This window comes from Euzebyella marina, assembly GCF_003687485.1.
Taxonomy (GTDB): domain Bacteria; phylum Bacteroidota; class Bacteroidia; order Flavobacteriales; family Flavobacteriaceae; genus Euzebyella; species Euzebyella marina.
The window spans coordinates 1,074,744-1,093,493 of the sequence record NZ_CP032050.1; the positions used below are offsets into that span (position 1 = coordinate 1,074,744).

Genomic DNA, 18,750 nt, shown 5'->3' on the forward strand with positions numbered 1-18,750 from the left:
ACTTAACAATTAGGTAGTATTTTAAAATAACTACTTAATTTAAAGTATGGCTACATGAAATGCCTTGAATAAACTGTTTGGTAGACTTTTCTACGGTAAAGAAATTTGAATAGGCTTTGTGGGCGTTCTGCGCTAGATTTTTTCTATGACTATCTGAAAAACTAAGCCAGTCTTTTAAGGAATCGAGTATAGATTCTTCAGAATTGTCAATGATCACCCCGGCTTCTGAACTATGAATAACATCCCAAATGTTCACTTTTTTGGTTATTAGTACCGGAGTGCTGCAAGCCAATGCTTCCACTACGGCAATCCCGAAGTTTTCTTGGTGACTAGGTAAAATGAAAACGCCACTTTCGTAAAAAGCACCCCATTTAGAGTGCCCAGATAATGAGCCGGGAAATAAAATTTTCGAAGAAGATGATGCCAGATTTTTGACGTTTCGCCCGTATGAATGATCGGCAGGTCCCGCTATAACGAGCTGAGGTAAATCGGGTAACGTTTGCTCAAGGCTCAGATATGCCCTAATTAATTGTTCGATCCCTTTTTTAGGATTGATTCTACCTAAAAAAAGAAAAAATGGCCTTTCATCCCATTCAGGAACGGCTACTTTTAAAGCTGTCTTCATTTCTGAAGACCTCAAAGGGGGTTCTTGAATGCCATAGCCAACATTAATTTCTTTTTTAGGGTTATAAGCGGGAAAAGTGTCTCGCGCCAGTAACAATTCTTCTTGGCAAGTAAACAACAGGCCATCGGCCTCATTTACCACTTTTTTTTCTACTAGATTCCAATATACATTATTTCGAAACGCTTTAAACCGTCGTTCTTTGGCCTTTTGAAAATAGGGGTCGAGCATGCCATGAGGCATAACATATATACGGGGTTGTTTATTGTTTAAGCGACGATACTTTAAAAACGATTTCATACTTGCATAGCTGTGATAAAGCCATAACGCATTTATGATGACGATGTCAAACCGTTCAAGATTTTTTGTCAGCCAGGGGATCAGTTTCTTGTTATATTGCCAGAGCGAACGGCCCGCGCCAAGAGCATGAACCTTGAATTTGTCAAGTTTTAGATAAGGGGCGTTACTTTCATCAAAACTTAATACCTCACAATGAATCCCATTCTTCTTCATCTCAGGAATAGAATTTCGAATACCTTGGCAAACGCCACCATGATCTGGGTTCATGCTTGGTACAATATGAAGAACATTCATCTGTCTTGTACGGTTATATGAAGTTGTCTGGTATTTATAAAAAATTCGTAGACAACACTTCTCTAGTTTGTTTGGTCTTTGATGTAAATGGGGGGAATTTAAAATGGTAAAATAAGACTGAATTAATAGGGAAACTATTTGTTGAACGTTAACGATTGGTTATCAGCTATTAAAGTTCAATATAATAATTTGATACGGCTATAACCGTTCAAATCAATTCAGAAATAAAAATCACCCCGATTTGAGGGCTAAGATGAGAAAAAAAATGGACGGAAAAGTAAATCGTTCTGTAAACTACAGAAAAAACAAGTCAAGCGACTGTTGTATGTTTTATTTATTGCCCAGAAATAATATAGGAGTTTGCTTTGCTTTTTCTCAATAGACCAAAACGTACATTGCCACTCTCACTTTCAAAAGTAGCTTTGCCGCCATCGGTATAGTTAATATGAACTCCTGGGTCTGCCTGTATGGTTAGAACTGCACCGTTATGTGCTTCTAGGTTCAGGGTTTCGCCAACTTGCATTTTAGAGAAGTTTAGTGGTAAAGTAAGAACACCTGATTTGGTACAGGCAATAGTATTATTGACATCTTGCTCTTCTATTGGTCTTGAAGTAATAAAATCAATAATAGTTGCGATTTTTGGTTCGGAGGTTGTGTTCGGTGCGCTGCCGGTGACATTTTCGGCATATTTAGCGTAAAGTGCATAAGGTACACTCAAAAGTTGGCTTACGCCTATTATTGAATAATTGGTTCCTCCATTAGGATCGACCTGCGTTTCAATAAAAAAAGGACCGTTTTCCCATTTTATTTGATTAAATGCACCATTTGTTCGGTCTCCAGACCCAATTTCTATGCTAACTAGGCCATTGGCATTCGTCTTGGCAGAATGCGTTTCTTCATAAGCTGTGGCTCCATTTACGTTACCTTGCCTTATGATAAGGCGAAGACTTACTGGTGAATCGGCTACCAGGCTGTTGTCAGAAGCTCTTACAATGGCTTGGTAGCTTATTTTTTCAGGAGCTTGGGCGACTGCCCCTAGGCAGAAAAACAAAAAAGCTAATACTATTAATTTATTCATTTCTTTATTTTTTCAGGAGCTTGAATGACCGGTATCCCACTGGTTGTATAAATATTCTGAGTAAATACGTGCCAGCGCTTAAATATCCTAGTGGAACATTGGTCAGACTGCTTTCAATTGATTTTTTCAGAATCATTTGTCCTTGTAAGTCATATAGTTCTAACCAAGTCAGTTGCTCGTTATAATTTATTATTTTGATTTTTACGTATTCAGTGACTGGATTTGGATAGGTAACGATTTCAAGCTGCTCGATATTGTCTTGTAAGTCATTATTTGTATCGTAAATATGGTCTCTGGCGATGAGTATTTTTTGATTGGCATCGTCTACATTATTCCAGCCATCATCAAGGATGAAATTATTTTCTTGGATAGTATCTGATTCTGAAATGTCCGATAGTGGGTTTTCGTTAAGTTCTTCGTTCGTATCGGGGTTAATTTCAATCGGTTCTGGGGATTCATCGGAAATAAGGTAATCGTCCTCTTCTTCGGGATTACCACTACTATTTTGAGGGTCAATTATAAAATTGTTTCCGATTGTGTTTGATGGTGGTAATGACGGATCGATATTTTCTTCAATGTTATCTTGACGTTCAATAGTATCTATATTATTCGAAGAGGGGAGGTGATAGATTTGATTATTGCCGTCTTGACTTGGTAACAGAACATCAGGCACCTCATTCTGCGCGTTTTCTCGAACTTCTAATTCATCCTTTTCGTCCGTATTCGTATCCAAGGAAATATTTTCTTCCCAGGTTTCTGCGTCCATTTCATTAAACTGTAAATCAACATCAACAGAACTGTATTCCGAGTCTATCATCTGTTCTTCTTCATTTTGGGAATTAGAATTGTTATCACTAAGTGAGCGGGTTTCTGCTCGACTTTCTTCTGTAGTTTCGATGTTGTCATCTTGACCAAGTTCTAGTTCTGCCTCTTGCTCCGAAGATGCTATAGAATCTACGTTGTCCTGAATAGGGGTGTTTTCAGAATTTATTATGGGCTCTACCTCATTATGAGAATCAGAAGTAATTTCAGTGATAGAATGAGTTTCCGGTGTAAGTTCGTCTGGAGTTTCGATTTGGTTGTCACGGTTATGTAGGTCTTGTTCTACTTCTTCTCCAGAAGATATATCAGTGTTATGTACATCGCTCTCCATATTATCATGAATTTCACTTTCATTGTTGCCGGTTTCTAGCCCTTCATCTTCTTCGGTATTTACAGAATCAAGTTGATTCTCATGTTCTTGAATACCTTCATTTAGTTCAATGTCTCCATCATCTCCTACTGGGGTTGCCGCATTAATATCTTCAGCATTTTCTTGAATAACCTCTTCGATAGATTCTTCTGAAATTTCTTCGGTAAGAAGTTCTCCTGTGGCTTGTTGAACACTTTCATTGAATTGTATTTCATTGGAAGAGAGCGAAGCATAGAAAATAGACCCTAAAGAGTAAGCAACTGAACCTGTTTGAGATACGGCGTCACCACCTGAAGTGTTCACTGTGTCTAAATCGGGCAAAACTGTTGCCGATTGGGAAAAAACGGTCATGAAGGGTAGCCATAGGGAAACTAGCCCAATAAATAGGTTTCTCATAAGTAGCGTTCAGTTTGGGAAACAAAGCGCGTTGTGTATACGAATGAGAACTGCTAGATGGATGACTTAAAACACTGAAAAGTTATTCTTTTAAGACTTGTAGAATTTCACCTTTATTAGAATGTGAAATGATAAAAAATTTAACAAGAAAAAGACTTATAAATCTTATTCAAATAAACTCGATAGTTGATATTATAATTTTATGATTTGCAATGTCTGTTCAAAACTATTCAATACCGTAATTTTTAATAGATAGTAAGATTTTTTTAGATGAGCCATGGGAATTTTGGTCGTAGCTGTTTCTATTAAACCGTTATCTAGCAATCTTCCCGCATAATCGAATAATTGATACTGGGCATTTTCAAGGTCAAAATCTGTGATGTCGACAAGAATGTAATCAGTTGTCGGATTAGGGTAGGCCAATACTTCAGCAGGTTCGATAGAAACATTCTTTGTAGAGGTCTTTGCCGTAAGATTAATATCGTTTGATTGATTGGATGCAATTAAATTCCCGGAAACTAAGAGTGAGCCTATAGAGTAGGAAATTGAGCCTTTACTCGTAAGCGCAGTTCCGCCAGACGTATTAATTTGATTATCAAGAACGGTGGGAGCTTTTGATTCTGGCAATTCCTGTGCTCTTGACACATAAAAAGCCGCTATAAAGAATAAAATAGGTAAGATTCGGTTCATTTTTTTCAAACGAGCCGATGGGCCTACTAGTATAATTGCATAAATCTGACGCTATTTTTTCGATTAACGGTAGCTAAAGTTGCGTTTGGTCGAAGAAATGGGAGTGTGAAATTTAAACCTTAAATATATTTGACGAGTAGAAATTCTTTAGGTAAGATGGTCTCAACAAGCGCTAAAATATCGAATCATAATTTGCTTTTAGCTCCTATGAAACAAAACAGGAAGTCATCAGATTCTAGCTTTTTATAAGATTCGTGCCAAATTTTTAAGTTGGCTTTTTTTAATAAGGTAGGGTAGTTATGTGAGAATGAATGTTCAGGGCCATAGATTTCTGAATTTTGATTGGTGTTAAAGTCATGATTGATTCCCTTAGGCTCACTGATTACAAGAAACGATAAGCGGAATTCCGATATCCTTTCAAAGACATGTTCTAATTGATTTTGAGTGAAATACTCCAACACCCCCAGCGATGTCACGAATATCATACAATCTTTTGCATTATTCATGACCCAATTAAAGCCATCTGTCGAAATAAAATTCAATTTCTTGTTTGTAGAGAATTTCTTCTTATTGATTTCAATCTGTTCTTTACTTAAATCTATGCCTGTTAGATTTTTTATTTGTGGAAACTTTTCGCTTAAATACTCCAAAACACGACCGTTTCCCGTACCGATTTCAATTAAATGAAAATCTTGATTTGCATGTTGATTCAATTCAGTCTCTAAATGTTCGAAGATAAATGCGCAATCTTTGATAAAGGTGTCTTCAAACCTATGCTGTGTCGTTTCGAAAAAAGCTTTTCCTTGACTTATCCAGAAATCTTTTTGATAACGGGCAAGGGTTTCAAAATCTTCTTTTTTTTCAGCCTCTTTGAGTAAGTGTGCTCTGATCAGAAGATCAATTTTCTTCCACTTTTTGTTTGTGACAATAGTCATTCCTTCTTTTGAAATGGTCGATGCTCTCTCAGGCATTAAGAATGTCAAAGATTTACCACTCCACAATTTCAAGGTTTGCTTAAGGCTAAATGATTGTTTCATCGATTGAACGGTTGGTTGGGTACTTAAAAACTAATCCTTATCAAAAAGAGTAAATTACAATTTAAAGAAATATTCTTTTTCATATTGTTGGTAAATAGTTGATTAAAAAATAGTAAAGCCTTAAAGGTTTGAAGATTGTTTCAAAAATGGTTTGATCTAACCAGACATTTTCTAGAGTTGATATGAAATAGATTTCTTGATGCAATCATCTATTTTCTGCCGTTAATCGACCAAATACTTATTTCATCGATTAATGAAAATGGTCTGAAAATTAGATTTTCAAAAAAATGTTAATTAAATAAGTATTGTATAGCGACTCCTTAACTTTTTTAACAAATAATCGAATTTATGCTCCTGTTGCCCAGTCCTCTTAGTATTGGTTATAAGATTGCTTATTTTCGTTAAGCATACAGATTCCGTTGGTTGCCCCCAGACTATAGGCTGATAATTTGGACTCTGTATATGATTTGTTGATTGATAAAAGTGGATGGAGTTTAAATTTCCTTCACAATTAAATTCAAGATTTATGAATTTCTCGATTCTAGGGGCAAAAATTGAATATCCCAACTTTACCTTACATGAGCTTTTTGATGAGATAGCTTTACGGTTCTCTGACAATATAGCACTCGAAGACCGAGGTAAGCAAACAACCTATTCAGAGTTAAGAGTGTCTGTCAACAAAATGGCAAACTTTCTCAGTGAGAAAGGGGTTAGCGCTGGAGATATAGTGGCAATTTCTATGAATCGCTCTCCGGAACTCGTTGTATCACTTTTGGCAGTGATGCAGTGTGGTGCGGCATATGTTCCCATTGAAGCAACCTATCCTCAGTCGAGAAAGGATTTTATGGTAACGGACTCTGGCGCTAGGTTCTATATTACCGATAATTCAGAAGGTTATGTTCCCTCTAATACGACACCGGTTTTTTATAAACACTTTTTAAGTTGTGAGCAGAGTTTAAAAAACCAAAAGTTAGGGTTGAAAGTATCAAACTTAACTTGTGCTTACATTATTTATACCTCTGGTTCAACGGGTGTGCCCAAAGGAGTTCAGATAGCTCACAAAGGTTTAGCGAACCTTATTTATTCTGCCGGTAAACAGCTTGACGTTAATCCAAGCGATAAGTTTTTTTCGTTGACCACAATTTCTTTTGATCCGATGGTAATGGAATTATATGTGCCCTTGTTACATGGGGCATGTATTGACTTTGTGGATGAGGAAACCCGTCTGGATGGCAGGTTGCTTTTGGAAAAGGCGAGAAGAGATAAGGTTACCGCTATCAACGGCACTCCTAGTATATGGCAGTCTCTATTGGATGCCGGTTGGGAAGAACCTCTTGATATTAAGATATTGTGTGGCGGGGAGGCTTTGACGAAGTCACTATCCCTAGAACTTCTAAAGAAATGTAGAAGACTTTTTAATCTATACGGGCCTACAGAAATTACGGTATGTTGTTTCATGACTGATATTTTCGGGAATGAAGAAACCATAAGTATTGGTAGGCCATTGGCAAATGTTCAAGGCTACTTTTTAGATGAAAATAAGCAGCAAGTTGAACAGGGGATGGTCGGAGAAATAGCCATAGGTGGCGATGGTGTGGCCATTGGTTACTTGAACAGGCCGGAATTGAATGAACAAAAATTTTTAAAAGATGAATTCTCAAACATTGAGAATGCCAAGCTTTACTTTACAGGTGACTTGGGCAGATTGCTTGCTGATGGAAATGTTGAATTTATAGGAAGAAAAGACAGTCAGGTAAAAATAAGGGGGCATAGAATTGAGTTAGGGGAGGTAGAGGTGGCCATTTCCCAGTTGAGAGAGATAAGTAAAGCTCATGTTATAGTTCAAGAGTATCAAAACGAACTTAGATTAATAGCATACATTCAGTCGAGTAATGAAATACAAGATTCTTCGAAAGTTCGTCTGAAATTGCAAAATGAACTGCCCGATTTTCTTATACCATCTCTTTTTATATGGGTAGATGATTTTCCTCGAACTATAAATGGTAAGATTGACCAAGAGAAGTTACCTTCTGTGCAATACCAAAGGCCTGTTGATGCTCCAATATTGAGAAAGCCTAAGACCATACTTGAAAAGCAAATTTGTAAGGTTTGGTGTGAAAATTTGGGTTTTGAAGAGATAGGTATTGATGATAATTTTTTTGACTTGGGTGGCACTTCTCTAATTGCTCAAAAAACTATTGTTCAATTGCGTAAGGTGTTGAATAGTGATGTTGCGGTAATCAAATTATACCAGTTTCCAACAATTGCCCAAATTTCTCTGCATTTACAGGATAAAGTAGTGCAATCTTCCAAGGAAGATGTGACATGGTCACAGGATAACCAAAAAAAGCTAACAACCGATGTAGCCATTATTGGTATGGCAGGTAGATTCCCTGGGGCTGAATCCATTGACGACTTATGGGAAATACTTCAAAATGGGAAAGAGACCATTTCCTTCTTTTCAAAAGAGGAGTTAGATTTTTCGATACCATCGACTGTCGCAAATGATGAAAGATATGTTCCCGCAAGAGGTATCGTGCCATCAGCTAAATTTTTTGATTATAACTTTTTTGGACTTAATCCTAAATTGGCTGAAACAATGGATCCCCAATTGAGACTTCTTTTGGAGGTCTGTTGGGAAGCTCTTGAACATGCCGGTGTAAACGGTGATTCTGAAAAAAGTATAGGAATATATGGCGGCGTCGGGTCTAACAGTTATTATAGAAATAACATACTGCCCAACAAAGAGCTGTTGACCAACCTGGGTATGACCAATGTAGAAATGGTCAATGACAAAGATTATGTGGCAACACGAACGGCTTATCATCTCAATCTAGAAGGTCCGGCGGTAAGTGTTCATTCAGCATGTTCAACCTCTTTGCTAGCCATTTCTCAAGCGGTGGATGCTATCAGAAACGGGCATTGTAAGATGGCCTTGGCCGGAGGGTCAAGTGTCACGGCACCTATGAATAGCGGTCACCTGTATCAAGAAGGGGCTATGTTTAGCTCTGATGGTCATTGCAAACCATTTGATGCAAAGAGTACAGGTACTATGTTCAGTGATGGTGCAGGTGTGGTTCTCCTAAAAAGTTTGGAAGAGGCCAAAAGGGATGGAGATTTCATTCATGCAGTCATTAAAGGGGTGGGTGTCAATAATGACGGCAGCAACAAAGCAAGTTTTACGGCCCCCAGTGTTGAGGGGCAGGCCAGAGCTATAAAAAGTGCGTTAAAAGACGCAAATCTTAAACCGGAAGAAATAAGTTATATAGAGGCTCACGGTACTGCCACGCCCTTAGGTGACCCTATTGAGTTTGAGGGACTTCAAACAGCCTTCCGTTCAACAAGTGAAAAGGGGTACTGCGCTATCGGGTCCATCAAAAGTAACATGGGGCATTTGACTGCTGCTGCCGGAGTCGCCGGAGTGATAAAAACCGTTTTAGCTTTAAAAAACCAAAAAATACCGCCTTCATTAGGGTTTGAAAAGTCCAACCCTGCTATCAATTTTGAAAGCAGTCCGTTCTTCTTGAACAATCAACTAATGGAATGGAACTCCAATGGTGTCAGAAGAGCAGGCGTAAGTTCATTTGGTGTGGGCGGTACGAATGTTCATACCATTTTAGAGGAATATATAGAGGATAAGGTTACTGCCACCGATGAGGGAAGACCTTTTCAAATACTGACTTGGTCGGCCAAATCAGAATATAGCCAAACAAAATATGGCGAGACTTTAGAAAGATATTTTTCAGACAAAACAAATGAAAAGATAGCCGATATTGCTTATTCATTAAATAGTTTTAAAAATGACTTTGCGTACAGGTCTTTTATTGTTGACAGTAATGAAGGTTTCAAAAATTCATTCGGGAATGGAAAGCTGGCTTTCCGCAAAACAAATCATCTAAAGCAAGTTGGTGATGAAATGATTTTTCTTTTTCCGGGCCAAGGGGCACAATTTCTTGGTATGGGCCAAATTTTATATCAAAACGAGCCTGAATTTAAGAAGGCGGTAGACAAATGCTCCCATATATTACAGGAAAATGCAGGAATCAATATTCTTGAGATACTGTATCCAGAAACTTTAACCGAAGAAGGGCAGGAGCGTCTTAATAACACTCGTTATGCGCAACCCGCTTTATTTGTTATTGAATATGCCCTAAGTCAACTGTGGAAAAGTTGGGGTATAGAACCGACGGTAGTCTGTGGTCACAGCGTAGGCGAATTTGTGGCTGCCCATTTGGCGGGAATTTTCACCTTGGAAGATGCACTTAAATTAGTAGCGATAAGAGGAAAGCTAGTAAGCGAGTTACCTAGAGGCTCGATGCTGTCGGTAAGGTTATCTGCCTCCGAACTCAAAGAATTATTGCCGGATAGTTTGAATATAGGTGCCTCCAATTCCAATAAGTTGAGCGTGGTCTCGAGCAGTCTTTCCGATATTGAAGCGTTTGCTGGTCTATTATCTTCAAAGGGAATCGCCCATAAGGTTTTGCCTACCAGCCATGCCTTTCATTCTCATATGATGGATCCGATTGTACCGCAGTTTAAAAAGTATATCTCAACTATTCATCTTACGCCTCCCCAATTGAAAATGGTTTCAACTGTTACCGGTGAAATTCTGTCCGATGAAGAGGCTATAAGTCCTGATTATTGGGCAGATCATTTGCGTGAAACAGTACATTTTGATGAAGCCTCCGCAGTATTGCTTTCTATTCAGGGCGCAGTCATGCTAGAGATGGGCCCAGGTCAGGCGTTAACTTCTTTTGTCAAGCAGCAAAAGGCGAAGTTTTCAGAAGTGTTCCCTGTGCTTTCGCCGACCGATGACCAAACTCAGGTTTACAGACAATTGCTTTCCGCTTTGGGCAACGTGTGGTTGTCTGGTTTTGAAATTGACTGGAAAACCTTTTACAAGGGGCAAGAGAGAAAAAAAGTGCCGCTCCCGACCTATGTTTTCGATAGAAAACCTTGCTGGATTGAGCCTCTACAGTCTACAGCAAACCAATCTTCCGGCACAGCAGCGACCAATGAATCATTAAAAGAGCCAAGAGGTTTACAAACAACCAAACCAATGAGAAAAAATATCCTTTTCGATAAACTGAAAGAAATAGTTAACAATACGGCCGGTATAGAGATAGAAGCTGATGAACGGGAATCCTCTTTTTTGGAGCTGGGTCTCGATTCTTTAATACTTACCCAAGTAGCTCTAGCCTGTAAGAATGAATTTCAAGTTCCGTTGACCTTTCGTCAATTGAATGAAGAGTGTGCATCACCCGTGCTTCTTATTAAATATTTGGACGAGCATTTGCCAGAAGGAGCTTTTCAGCCAAAAATAGAACAAGTGATGCCTAGTCAAATAGAGCTTGACACAGTTGGCACAGGCACTTTGGCGGCACCCTCTAATTCTAATCAGCAAACAGCATTAAGTTTAATCGCACAGCAGCTTCAATTATTGGGGCAACAAATTAATCTTCTGCAAGGAAATGCCGTACAAGATAATACCAGACCGGTCGAAAAAAATGTTCAGTCCAGTCATAATGACATAGGGCATACCATTTTAAATGGTTCAAATCTGGTAGAGGATGATCGCACCGAGGAAGAAAAAAAGGAGCATGCCAAGCCTTTTGGGGCTTCTCCAAAAATTGAGAGAAAAATAAATGGTGCGGAAAATAAACATCAAAGTTTTCTAGACGATCTAATTCAGCGCTATGTTCGAAAAACAGCAAAGAGTAAGGCATATACTCAAAAGCATCGTGGGCATATGTCAGATCCTAGGGTGGTTTCAGGTTTTAAACCTGAGACGAAAGAGATCACCTATTCCTTGGTTGTGAACAAATCAAAAGGAAGCAGGTTGTGGGATATTGATGGGAACGAGTACTTAGATGCTTTAAACGGTTTTGGGTCATGTTATTTCGGGCATCAACCCGATTTTATTGCGGAAGCATTAAAAGACCAAATCGATGCAGGTTATGAGGTAGGGCCTCAGCATCCGCTAGCAGGCGAGGTTTCACAACTTTTATGTGAGCTTACCGGGCATGAAAGGGCGGCACTTTGCAATACGGGTTCCGAAGCGGTTTTAGGTGCCATGCGCATTTCTCGAACTGTAACCGGTAGGTCGTTGATCGTTGCTTTCTCCCGATCCTATCATGGTATAAATGACGAGGGAATTGTTAGGGGTACGAAAAAGTTAAAGACTTTTCCAGCTGCGGCCGGTATAATGCCGAATACGGTAGAGAATATGCTCATCTTGGATTATGGTACCGAGGAAAGTTTACAGATTATTAAAGAACGCGCCCATGAATTAGCCGCTGTATTGGTAGAACCTGTACAAAGTCGTAGACCTGAATTTAGGCCTATTATTTTTTTAAAGGAAGTACGAAAAGTGACCCAAGAATCGGGTGCCGTACTGATTTTTGATGAGGTAATAACCGGATTCCGTTCGCACTTGGGTGGGGCCCAGGCATTATTTGGTATAAAGGCTGATCTGGCAACCTACGGTAAAGTTATCGGAGGTGGTATGTCGGTAGGTGCAATTGTTGGAAAGCGTTCGTATATGGATGCCTTGGATGGCGGTTACTGGAGTTATGGGGATGATTCCTTTCCAGAGGTCGGGGTTACCTACTTCGCCGGTACATTTGTGCGTCATCCGCTGGCCTTGGCCGCTTGTAAAGCCTCCTTAGCCTATTTAAAACAAAAAGGGCCGGCTTTGCAAGAGGAGATGAACAAAAAGACCGATCAATTTGTTTTTAACCTAAATGAACGGTTTACATCGTTGGGCCTCCCTATCACCATCCATCATTTTAGCTCTCTTTGGAGGTTGACCTTTACCGAAGAAATACCTTTTTCCGAGCTTTTATTTGTCTTGTTAAGAGAAAAAGGAATTCATATTTGGGACGGATTTCCTTGCTTTTTAACCGAAGCATATGCTGAAAATGATATTAAGAAATTGACTAATGCTATCCTTGATAGTGTCAATGAATTAATAGAAGAAGGTATTTTAAGTAGTTCTGGCAATTTAAAAGATTCAAAAGAAACCAAACTGAAGGATATCGATAATTTAAATTCTCCTCCTATTACAGGAGCTAGATTAGGTAGGGATGAAAAAGGTAATCCAGCATGGTATGTTCCTAGTGATGATAAAGAGGGAGAATACGTCAAAATTGAAATTTGAGAAGAGTAAATTAAAGTATCCCATTTTTTCCTTCTGACTTTACCTAATCAAAAGTGACCAACCAATGAGTGAGCAGATAACTCTTTTTAAAGAATCAAAAAGCCACAACCCTTTTGAGGGACCTGAAATTGAACGTATTGCCTATACGACTCCAGCTCAAGAAGAAATTTGGGCTTCTTGTCAAATAGGTTCAGACGATGCGAATAGGGCCTACAACGAATCTATTTCAATCAAATTAACAGGAGATGTTGAAGTCTCTGCATTGGAGAGTGCATTTCAAACTATTCTTGCGCGACATGAATCTTTACGATCGGTTTTCAGTACCGACGGTCGGTACATGAGTGTTTTAAAGAATATTGAAACAGAGGTAGTTAATCATGACCTTACCTCACTCGATTCACTTGAAAAAGACGAGGCTTTTAAAAAAATATTAAAAGCCGAAGCCCATTATCTTTTTGATTTGAATAAAGGGCCTTTGGTAAAGGCTAGTTTAGTAAGACTGTCTCAAAATCAATATTTCTTCAACCTCATGGCCCACCATATTATTTGCGATGGCTGGTCATTTGGTATCTTAATTCAAGAATTGGGCTCATTCTATTCGGCTTTGGTCGAAGAAAGAGGAGCACAACTACCTTTAGCGGAAAGTTTTGTCGATTATGCCCACGAGCAGAGAAAAAGAATGCTGAAAGGGGAATATGACCAAGATTTTAGCTTTTGGCTGAATGAATATAAACAGTCTATTCCTGATTTTTCGTTACCCATTGATTTTGACGCTCAGAAGCTAAGAACCTACGAAAGTAAGAGAGCGGATTTCCATTTTGACCAAGAGGTTTTAAACGCCATAAAGAATACGGGTTTAAAGGTAGGGTCCAGTTTGGTGAGCACACTTTTGGCAACCTTTGAGATTTTCCTCTTTAAAGAAACGGGTCATGAAAATATAGCGGTAGGTTTGCCTACGGCGGGGCAGCCTGCTGTAGGAAAGAATCGGCTGGTAGGTCATTGTGTCAATGCGCTGCCAATTCGAAGTAATCCAAGACCCAATGTTAGTTTTGAAGAATATCTCAAAGAACGTAAAACTCAACTTTTTGATGCTTACGATCATCAGCAATTGAGTTTTGGCCAACTTCTTCAAAAGCTCAATATAGCTAGAGATCCTGCAAGAGTACCCCTCATACCAATAATGTTCAATATCGATTTGGGAATGGCAGAGGGTGTTGCATTTTCCGGTCTCCAATTTGAAATTGTGAGTAACCCTAGAGCGTTTGAGACTTTTGAGCTCTTTTTGAATTTGACGGGTTCAGATAAAGGTATCGTCTTTGAATGGTCTTATAATGTAAATCTGTTCAAGTCATCTAGTATTGAGCGTATGATGGCCGCCTTTGAAACTTTGGCAAGACAATTGGCCGAAAATCCGAAAACTGAGCTAGGTGAAATTATCGGGTTGAAAACAAGGGAAGTGTATGAAAGACTCAATGAGACCAGAGTTCCCTTTCAAAAGTTACCTCTTCATAAATTGGTATTCCATACTATTGAAGAACATTTGAATAACGAGGCCATTCGTTTTAAAGAACAGTCGATAAATTATGAAAGTCTCCAAAAAGAGGTAAACCAAACAGCACATTATTTACAGAAAGTGGGTATAAGGCCTTGTGATGTGGTGGGGGTCGCTCTAAGCCAATCAATAGAACTGGTAACGGTGTTGTTGGCAATTTCTCAATGTGGTGCTGCCTACCTTCCTTTAGATGCTAGTTATCCCATGGCCAGAAAGCAATACATGTTATCTGATTCAGGCGCTAGGTTTTTGATAATGGATGATTACAAAACTTTTCCGGAAGATTTAGATGTCAAAGTCTTACAACTACAAGTAATTCAGGAGGAAAGAAAACAACAATCGATTCTTCCTTTAGAGCAAGATGTTGAAATGTCCTCGATGATATACCTGCTCTATACCTCCGGTTCTACGGGTAGGCCAAAGGGGGTTTCTATCAGCCATCAAAATTTAGCCAATCTTTTATGCAGTATAGCTGAAAAGCCCGGAATGAATTCTAATGACCGGTTATTGTCGGTTACCAATATATCATTTGATATAGCTCAGCTCGAACTCTTTCTCCCATTAATGGTGGGAGGTCTTCTCGTTTTAACGGACCAAGATACCGCAAAGGATGGCAGACTTTTGATCGAGTTGATAGAAGAAGAATCCATAACCATCTTACAGGCAACTCCTGCTAGGTGGCAAATGTTGCTGGATTCAGGTTGGGAAAAACCATTGCCCTTGAAGGCCTTTTGCGGGGGGGAGCCCCTGTCAAAGAATTTGGCGAACAACCTGTTGGAAAGGTGTTCCGAGGTATGGAATATGTATGGCCCTACCGAAACGACTATTTACAGTCTTATTAAGCAAGTAGAAGACGAAGATAATGTCATTACAATCGGTAGACCTGTTCAAAATACCCAAGTTTATATACTGGGTCAAAACGGAGGTCTGGCATTGCCCGGCCATATCGGTGAAATTGCCATAGGAGGTGATGGTGTTTCTGTGGGCTATTGGGGTCGGCCTGAACTGACTGAAGAAAAGTTCATATCTAATGGTTACTCAGCGCTGCAAGACGCTACGCTATACAAAACGGGAGACTTAGGGCGATTGTTGCCAAATGGAGAGATAGAATGCCTAGGCCGCGTTGACGATCAGATTAAGGTACGTGGGTATCGTATCGAGCCTGGAGAAATAGAATATGAACTATCGAAGTTTTCTGAGGTAAAAACCGCTGTAGTATTAGGTGTTGATAATCGATTGGTAGCATACTTACTGATTAAAGAAGGCCATGCTGAAGAGGTAGTTAAAGAAAAATGGCGTCAAGGGTTAGCTAAACAACTGCCCGCCCATTTTGTTCCGCATGAGTTTATGGTGTTGAGCGAAATGCCCAAAACCCTTAATGGAAAAATTGATAAAAAGGCGTTACAGCAATTGGTGCTTGACCAACCTTCTCACGTTTCGAATTCTTTCACTGCCCCTCGCACTGAAGAGGAGATTATGGTTGCGGAGGTATGGCAAGAATGTTTGCAATTAGAGGCCATAGATATTCATGCTAATTTCTTTGAATTGGGCGGTCATTCTTTGACCGCTGTAAAAGTAATGGCGCTTTTAGAACAACGTTCAGGAAAACGATTGCCGCTATCATCATTGTTAGAATACTCAACAATATCAAAATTTGCAACCTTATTTGAGTCCCGTTCGAGTGCTGAAAATGCCTCCTGGAAGTCTTTGGTTCCTATTAAGGCGAGCGGATCAAGGCCGCCGTTATATATAGTGCATGGTGGGGGGCTCAATGTTTTGATATTCAACGCACTAGGTAAGTATTTAGATGTAGACCAACCAGTTTATGGCTTACAGGCCAAAGGCCTTAATGGTATTGATGAACCATTGGGAAGCGTTGAGGAAATGGCCAGTCATTATTTGTCCGAAATCATGGAGGCCAATGCTTCAGGGCCTTATCTTTTGGCAGGATACTCTTTTGGGGGTATCATAGCTTACGAAATGGCGAAACAACTTTTGGCGCAGAAGAAGACCGTAGCTATGTTGGGGCTTTTTGATACCTATGTATTTCCACCGTATTACCATAAAACTGCTCTCAAAAGAAAATGGGCCATTGCCAAATATACCTTTGGAAAATTCTTTTATGTATTGCATAAAGTTGTGACCGATAAAGAGGCACTTTTGGAAAGAATTAACGGAAGGGCGGAAGATATTAAACAGCTTCTTCGCAATGACGGAAGCAGTAAGGAAGAACAGCACCAAATAAGATACCAACAACCTTTAAAGTTAGATCAGAAAAACAACGAGGCCATGAGTAAATATCATATCGTGCCGATAGATATTGAAGTAGATTTATTTAGGGTTGAAAAAGACACCTTTTATGTACATGACAAAAAGTACATGGGGTGGAACGAATTGGCCAAAAAGGGAGTAAAAGTTCATAGCATTCCTGGTGATCATACTTTGATTTTTTCTCCCCCGCATGATAAAAAATCTGCAGAAATCTTGCAGAAGGTACTTAGGTTAAAATAGCCTTCGACTAACCTAGACAGATAAAACTAATCATTTTTGCCATTATCGAACTGTCTAATAATCTGCACAGTATTTTGAATGTTTCTTTTTGATGATGCTCCAAAAAGAATTGATTGAATATTCGGCAAATCACAGACATACTCTAGTGCTTCCTTAGGATGAATAGCTCCCCCGCCTAAAACCTGCATTGCAATACCCCTAAACTTTTTTGATTTAAGAGTCTCAGTATAAATTTCTTTACCACCGGACATTCTAAAGTTAGCACTATTGATTGAGGTGCAAATTATAGGATTTTCAATGCCTAATGACTCTAACTTCTCTACCATTTTAGGAAGGTTCATAGTAATGAATCCCGGTTCAGAATTATATTTTTTAATTACATAGTCATGAAAACCTTTTAAGACATCATCCATTCCCAAACCTAGAAGCAAATCTGTAATAACATTTTGAAGAAAAATGACTGGGGTATTTACACCTTTAAACATTTTCATTTCAGAATCAATCAATAACTCCATAATTGAGATATAATCTTGAGATACTAGGGCCTTACCTCCTTTAAACATTGATCCAAAGAAATTACCTGGCATGTACTGCTTCAAGGTACCTTGTATGCCAAGTTCAGTAACGGCATTGGCATATTTATGGGCATAGGGCATACAGGGATAGATATTGAAGTCTTTATATTTTTCCGGATTTTCTCTGATGGTTTCGCAAACAAATGATATACGGTCGTGTGTTGTACACATGAATGTATTGATGCCAGAATTGATAGCGTCGTCAATTGTATTCATAATGACCTTATTGTCCTTGAATTTTATAGATTGTTCAAGCGACTTTACGTCTGAGATGTGGTTAACTGCAAAAAATTGATTGTCTCCGTATAGTATTCTTTCCATTATAGTTTTGTTAGATGGTTTGTCTTAATTAATGAAATGGCATTGTTCGTATTGACAGCACTTTGAAAACTGTTTATACTGTGTGGCCCCTTATTTTTTATGGCTTTGATAAAATAATCGATCTGGGCCGAATATTCCTCTCCCCGAAGGTAGAAGTCTACAGGTGAAGCTAGTTCCGTAATGTATTTTATATTCCATCCTTTTTCATATCCTGCCAAATTTGTATTGTCTTGAACGAAGAGTCGAAGTTCACTGGCGTTGGAAGTGATTTTACCTTTGGTGCCCCAAATACTTATTGAAGTTGACATCTTACGATAGGTTTCGTCACTCCAGTTCACTGATAGTACGCCACTTATATTGTTTTCTAGTTGTAAAACCGAGTATACCGCATCGTCAACATTTTCAGAATATATAGACTTTAGAATAGTTCCGTCTGCCTTTTTAATAGGGGCTAGAATGTTATTTATTAAATCTATGACATGTGCGGCATAGTCCATGAGGCAGCCACCTCCTTCATCAGGTTTTGACCTCCAAGTCTTGTCTTTTTTCTTGGTAACTACTGGTCCGTACGCCTCACCAGCAAAGTGATAGATTTCACCGAGTACCCCTGATTCAACTATTTTTTTTACTTCCCTAAAGGTTCCAATAAAATGATTATGATAGCCGACTTGATTGATTAAGCCTTTTTCTTTGGCAATCTTAGCCAATTCTTTGGATTGTGCAGGCTCTATGCAAAATGGTTTTTCACAAAAAACATGTATTTCATGATTTAAAAGTTGCTTTATCATTTCATAATGATACTTAGTTGGAACCGCCACAAAAGCAGCATCGGGCCTTTGTTCGTTAAGCATTTTAGAAACTTTCTTATAACATGGAAATTGTGTATATTTTTTCAATGCTCCAAGCACTATTGAAGATGTATCACATACACCGACTACTTCAACATCTTTATGTGCTCCAAGAATTGACAAATGTGATATTCCCATTTTTCCTGCACCTATTAACGCTACCTTTACCATAATT

9 protein-coding genes are annotated in these 18,750 nt (G+C 38.9%); 2 read left to right on the top strand and 7 right to left on the bottom strand.

Features of this window, described 5'->3' with window-relative positions; translation table 11 throughout:
• Positions 1–34 precede the first annotated feature (34 nt).
• The 5 genes from D1013_RS04355 to D1013_RS04375 all read right to left on the bottom strand — a co-directional run bounded on the left by D1013_RS04355 (position 35) and on the right by D1013_RS04375 (position 5,609).
• Positions 35–1,189, bottom strand: coding sequence for a glycosyltransferase (locus tag D1013_RS04355; RefSeq protein WP_225621354.1), 1,155 nt, complete (start codon positions 1,187–1,189; stop codon positions 35–37).
• A gap of 361 nt (positions 1,190–1,550) precedes the next feature.
• Complete coding sequence (locus D1013_RS04360) at positions 1,551–2,294, bottom strand: DUF8740 domain-containing protein (RefSeq protein ID WP_121847721.1); 744 nt, start codon at positions 2,292–2,294, stop codon at positions 1,551–1,553.
• A gap of 4 nt (positions 2,295–2,298) precedes the next feature.
• Entirely contained in the window at positions 2,299–3,882 is a 1,584-nt protein-coding gene (locus D1013_RS04365) for a T9SS type A sorting domain-containing protein (protein WP_121847722.1), read from the bottom strand.
• Positions 3,883–4,074: 192 nt separating this feature from the next.
• On the bottom strand, positions 4,075–4,572 hold the full coding sequence (locus D1013_RS04370) for a T9SS type A sorting domain-containing protein (RefSeq protein WP_162987804.1): 498 nt from the start codon (positions 4,570–4,572) through the stop codon (positions 4,075–4,077).
• Between the two features lie 185 nt (positions 4,573–4,757).
• Entirely contained in the window at positions 4,758–5,609 is an 852-nt protein-coding gene (locus D1013_RS04375) for a class I SAM-dependent methyltransferase (protein WP_121847724.1), read from the bottom strand.
• A 526-nt stretch (positions 5,610–6,135) separates the two neighbouring features.
• Here D1013_RS04375 and D1013_RS04380 point away from each other — a divergent pair.
• Together D1013_RS04380 and D1013_RS04385 are read left to right on the top strand one after the other, a co-directional pair.
• Complete coding sequence (locus D1013_RS04380) at positions 6,136–12,768, top strand: polyketide synthase (RefSeq protein WP_162987805.1); 6,633 nt, start codon at positions 6,136–6,138, stop codon at positions 12,766–12,768.
• A gap of 64 nt (positions 12,769–12,832) precedes the next feature.
• Positions 12,833–16,831 (top strand): non-ribosomal peptide synthetase, encoded by a 3,999-nt coding sequence (locus D1013_RS04385; RefSeq protein WP_121847726.1) that lies wholly within the window; start codon positions 12,833–12,835, stop codon positions 16,829–16,831.
• A 26-nt stretch (positions 16,832–16,857) separates the two neighbouring features.
• Here D1013_RS04385 and D1013_RS04390 read toward each other — a convergent pair whose 3' ends face one another.
• Positions 16,858–17,727 carry an aldo-keto reductase family protein gene (locus tag D1013_RS04390; protein ID WP_121847727.1) on the bottom strand — a complete coding sequence of 290 codons (870 nt, stop codon included), beginning with the start codon at positions 17,725–17,727 and terminating at the stop codon, positions 16,858–16,860.
• Positions 17,727–18,746, bottom strand: coding sequence for a Gfo/Idh/MocA family protein (locus D1013_RS04395; protein WP_121847728.1), 1,020 nt, complete (start codon positions 18,744–18,746; stop codon positions 17,727–17,729). The genes D1013_RS04390 and D1013_RS04395 overlap by 1 nt, the downstream gene beginning before the upstream one ends.
• Positions 18,747–18,750: the final 4 nt, after the last annotated feature.

Coding starts and splice junctions, on each gene's coding strand:
- D1013_RS04380 (WP_162987805.1), top strand. CDS start 6,136: ATGAATTTCTCGATTCTAGGGGCAAAAATTGAATATCCCAACTTTACC.
- D1013_RS04355 (WP_225621354.1), bottom strand. CDS start 1,189: ATGAACCCAGATCATGGTGGCGTTTGCCAAGGTATTCGAAATTCTATT.
- D1013_RS04365 (WP_121847722.1), bottom strand. CDS start 3,882: ATGAGAAACCTATTTATTGGGCTAGTTTCCCTATGGCTACCCTTCATG.
- D1013_RS04370 (WP_162987804.1), bottom strand. CDS start 4,572: ATGAACCGAATCTTACCTATTTTATTCTTTATAGCGGCTTTTTATGTG.
- D1013_RS04360 (WP_121847721.1), bottom strand. CDS start 2,294: ATGAATAAATTAATAGTATTAGCTTTTTTGTTTTTCTGCCTAGGGGCA.
- D1013_RS04375 (WP_121847724.1), bottom strand. CDS start 5,609: ATGAAACAATCATTTAGCCTTAAGCAAACCTTGAAATTGTGGAGTGGT.
- D1013_RS04395 (WP_121847728.1), bottom strand. CDS start 18,746: ATGGTAAAGGTAGCGTTAATAGGTGCAGGAAAAATGGGAATATCACAT.
- D1013_RS04390 (WP_121847727.1), bottom strand. CDS start 17,727: ATGGAAAGAATACTATACGGAGACAATCAATTTTTTGCAGTTAACCAC.
- D1013_RS04385 (WP_121847726.1), top strand. CDS start 12,833: ATGAGTGAGCAGATAACTCTTTTTAAAGAATCAAAAAGCCACAACCCT.